Origin of the sequence: Spirillospora sp. NPDC127506 (assembly GCF_040302145.1) — a bacterium.
Taxonomy (GTDB): domain Bacteria; phylum Actinomycetota; class Actinomycetes; order Streptosporangiales; family Streptosporangiaceae; genus Spirillospora.
On sequence record NZ_JBEORG010000091.1, the window covers coordinates 1 to 3,767 of the forward strand.

General features: G+C 70.7%; 4 protein-coding genes. All 4 read right to left on the bottom strand.

Annotated elements, in window-relative coordinates; genetic code table 11:
* Positions 1–89: 89 nt before the first annotated feature.
* Genes ABTW95_RS35510 through ABTW95_RS35525 form a run of 4 tightly spaced genes read right to left on the bottom strand, consistent with a single transcriptional unit; the run spans position 90 to position 3,587 of the window.
* Entirely contained in the window at positions 90–806 is a 717-nt protein-coding gene (locus ABTW95_RS35510; RefSeq protein ID WP_396452263.1) for an ABC transporter permease, read from the bottom strand.
* Positions 803–1,714 carry an ABC transporter ATP-binding protein gene (locus tag ABTW95_RS35515; RefSeq protein ID WP_396454555.1) on the bottom strand — a complete coding sequence of 304 codons (912 nt, stop codon included), beginning with the start codon at positions 1,712–1,714 and terminating at the stop codon, positions 803–805. Before ABTW95_RS35515 ends, ABTW95_RS35510 begins: the two co-directional genes overlap by 4 nt.
* A gap of 50 nt (positions 1,715–1,764) precedes the next feature.
* Positions 1,765–2,643, bottom strand: coding sequence for an ABC transporter permease (locus ABTW95_RS35520; RefSeq protein ID WP_396452261.1), 879 nt, complete (start codon positions 2,641–2,643; stop codon positions 1,765–1,767).
* Entirely contained in the window at positions 2,640–3,587 is a 948-nt protein-coding gene (locus ABTW95_RS35525) for an ABC transporter ATP-binding protein (RefSeq protein WP_396452260.1), read from the bottom strand. The genes ABTW95_RS35520 and ABTW95_RS35525 overlap by 4 nt, the downstream gene beginning before the upstream one ends.
* Between the last annotated feature and the right edge of the window lie 180 nt (positions 3,588–3,767).

Genomic DNA, 3,767 nt, shown 5'->3' on the forward strand with positions numbered 1-3,767 from the left:
CAGCTACCAGGCCGGACTCCACCTACGCGGATCCATCATCTGGCTGCGCAGCCTCCCAGCCCTCCCATGATCTGAACTCCGAACAGGCCCTAGTCGGCGCTCGCCACCGGGAGGCTGCGCAGGCGGAACGTCGCGAGCAGGGTCGCCGCGCCGGTGACCAGGACGAGCAGGCCGATCGCCAGCGGGAGGCCGACCTCCGAGGTGACCGGCGAGGCGTCCGTCAGCGCGTCCGTGATGGACAGGCACCACTGCTGGATGGACGCCGACTTGGCGCCCGGCGCGAAGCTGCCCAGCAGCGACTCCCACACCAGCGCGTACAGCAGGCCGATCGTGACCGCGTTGCGGCTGGCGACGGCGAGCGCGACGAACACCGCGCTGTAGGCGACGCCGCCGATCAGGACGCCGGCGGCGTACGCCGGCGTCAGCTGCGCGGTCGTCCCGGTGAGGATCAGCCCCGCGAACAGCACCGGGACCGTCGCGAACGCCGTGGTCAGGATGATCGCCACGACGAGCTTCGTCAGCACGATCACCTCGCGCGGGATCGGCTTGGTCAGCACGTACATGATCTGGCCGTCGTCGATCTCCGGCCCGATCACCCCGGTCCCGGCGATCAGCGCGAGCAGCGGCAGCAGCGTGGCGAGGCCGAACTGCTGCAGGACGCCCGCGGAGACGTCCAGATCGTCCTGTCCCGCCGCGCGGAGCCCGACCGACAGGATCAGCAGGATCAGCGGCAGCCCCAGCAGGAGCAGCGCGCGCTTGCGCCCGAGCATCCCCCGGAACGTGATCATCGCAATCGTCGGGTTCATCTGGCCACCAGGTAGGAGAAGACGCTTTCGAGGGACTCGTCCGCCGGGGAGACCTCCCACAGCCGGACGCCGGCGTCGCGGGCGAGCCGCGGGAGCAGCAGGGTGAAGCGCTGGAAGTCGACCGCCTCGATCTTCAGCCCCTTGTCGGTGAGCTGCACGCTGCCGGCCGACCCGTCCGCGATGACCGAGGCGGCGAGCCTCCGGTCGTCGGACGAGCGGACCACGAAGATGTGCGGCCGGTCGGTCATCAGCCGGCGGATCTTGCGGAAGTCGCCGGACGCGGCGTGCCGCCCCGCGACGATCACCTCGATGTGGCTGGCGAGCCGCTCCACCTCCTCCAGGATGTGCGAGGAGAACAGGATCGTGCGGCCCTCCTCGGCCATCCGGGTGATGAGGTCCATGAGCTGCAGCCGCTGCCGCGGGTCCATGCCGTTGAACGGCTCGTCCAGCAGCAGGACGGGCGGGTCGTGCACGAGCGCCGACGCCATCTTGATGCGCTGCTTCATGCCCTTGGAGTAGTTGCCGATCGGGCGCTGCGCGGCGTAGTCCATCTCGACGAGGCCGATCGCGCGGCGCGCGGCGGCCGCCGGGTCGGGCAGCCTGTGCAGCTTCGCCATCGCGACGATGAACTGCTCGCCGGTGAGGAAGTCGTACGCCGTCTCCCGCTCCGGGACGAGCCCCAGCTTGCGGTAGACGCCCGGGTTGCGCCAGATCGGCTCCCCGTCCAGCGTGACGCTGCCGGACGACGGCGCGAGGAACCCGCCCATCATGTGGATGAGCGTCGACTTGCCCGCGCCGTTCGGGCCGAGGAGCCCGGTCACGCCCGGCCCGATCTTCATCGACACGCCGTTGACGGCGACGACGTTCCCGTACCAGCGGGACACGTTCTCCAGAACCAGCTCGCTCATGTTCCCTGTGGGGGGACGACCCCCCACACCCCCCGACTCGCTCCGCTCGATCATGAGAGACCCGCCTTCCTGAACCGGCGGTACAGAACCGCGATCGACCCGCCGACGATGACGGCGCACAGCGCGAGCGCGACGACGCCGCCGGTGACGCCGGGCGCGATGCCGGGCGAGGACGACTGCGCGCCGAGCAGCCGGACCTGGACGATGTCCACCAGGTTGAACGGCGTCCCCAGCCCGATCCAGCCCTGCAGCGTGAAGTTCGTCTGCGCCTCGGCGATGCCCTGCACGGCACCGACGACCGCGGCGCTGATCATGTAGACGGCGATGACCGCGGCGACGCCGAAGCCGCGGCGCGGGGTGAACGCCGCGACGACCATCCCGATCGCCGCCAGCACCAGCGCGTACAGCACGCAGCCGACGAGGGCGCCGAGGTACTTCAGCAGCTGCTCCCCGGAGTCGGGCATCTTGGTGATCAGCCCGCCGACGTACAGGACGGTGACGGGCACCGCCATCAGCGCGAACAGCGCGGTCGACAGCGCGGCGCTCTTCGCGAGGACGAAGTCGAGATGGCCGACCGGGCGGGAGAAGTACAGCGGGATCACGTGGAACCGCACCTCCCGCGAGGCCAGCACCGGCGCCTGCGTGGCCAGGAAGATCGCCACGATGACCTGCATGATGTTCGCGTAGGACGCGTAGCGGATCAGCGCGTCCGGCTCCTTGCTGAACGCGAACGCCGCGACCGACCCGGAGGCGGGCAGCAGCATGATCGCCGCCAGCAGGAACGGCATGACCTTGGCCCGCGCGGGACGGCCCAGCCCGAACGCGGCGCGCAGATTGTGCACGTACAGCGACCGCAGCACGTACGCGCGGCCGTTGCGGCGCCCGTCGTAGTGGCGGTAGCCGATGTCGTGGATGGTGCTCGTGCTCATCGGCCGGCCTCCTGCGCGACGGTTCCGGCGGGGGCCGGCGGTGCGGGCGGCCCGGTCTGGAAGACCTCCTCGATGTGGTGGCGGCGCTGCTCCATCCGGATCAGCCGCAGCCCGAGGTCCACGACGCCGTCGCGGATCAGGTCGTAGGTCGTCTCGCCGGCGATGTCGACGATGAGGAACCGGCCCTCCGGGCGGACGGACACGCCCTGGTCGAACAGGTGCTGCCCGAGCACGTCGCGCCCCTCGTCGACCTCGACGGTCAGCACGCCGCTCGCGGCCGTGTACGCCTCGACGGCCTGGGAGCGCAGCAGCTTGCCGCCGTCGATGATGACGACGTGGTCGCAGATCCGCTCCAGCTCGCCCAGCAGGTGCGAGGTGACGAGGACGCTGATCCCGAACTCGGCGCCGATGCGGCGGATCAGGTCGAGCATCTCGTCGCGCCCGGCCGGGTCGAGGCCGTTGGTCGGCTCGTCCAGGAACACGAGCTTCGGGTCGTGGACGAGGGCCTGCGCGAGCTTCACCCGCTGGCGCATGCCGGTGGAGTAGCCGCCGATGGGGCGGTAGCGCTCCTCGTACAGGCCGACGTGCCGGAGCGTGTCGGCGGCGCGTTCGCGGGCGGCGGTCGGGGGGAGCCCGGACATGCGGGCCATGTGCACGACGAACTCGGTCGCGGACACGTCCGGCGGCAGGCAGTCGTACTCGGGCATGAAGCCGACGCTCTCCCGGATCCGCAGCCCCTCGCGCGCGATGTCGAGCCCCAGCACGGTCGCCGTGCCGGACGTCGGCGGCAGCAGCCCGAGCAGGATCTTGATGAGCGTCGACTTGCCGGCGCCGTTGGCGCCGACCAGCCCCACGACGCCCGGTTCGACGGCCACGTTGAGGTCGTCCAAGGCGGTCACCCGGGGGAACCTCATCGTCAGGCCCTGGGTGGCGATTATCGGCATGGTCCGAACCTAGCGGGCGGCACGCCCCGGCACGTCACCCTCAAGTGCTACGCGGGGGCAGCCTTTCGTCCAATCCCGCAGCGACCTAGGGCCTGTTCGTAGTTCAGATCATGAGGGGGCTGGGAGGCTGCGCAGCCAGATGATGGCTCCGCGCAGGTGGAGTCCGGCCTCGTAGCTTTC

What these genes read in the sequence shown, in the direction of transcription:
- ABTW95_RS35510 (WP_396452263.1), bottom strand. Translation starts at nt 806, where the DNA reads ATGAACCCGACGATTGCGATGATCACGTTCCGGGGGATGCTCGGGCGC.
- ABTW95_RS35515 (WP_396454555.1), bottom strand. Translation starts at nt 1,714, where the DNA reads ATGAGCGAGCTGGTTCTGGAGAACGTGTCCCGCTGGTACGGGAACGTC.
- ABTW95_RS35520 (WP_396452261.1), bottom strand. Translation starts at nt 2,643, where the DNA reads ATGAGCACGAGCACCATCCACGACATCGGCTACCGCCACTACGACGGG.
- ABTW95_RS35525 (WP_396452260.1), bottom strand. Translation starts at nt 3,587, where the DNA reads ATGCCGATAATCGCCACCCAGGGCCTGACGATGAGGTTCCCCCGGGTG.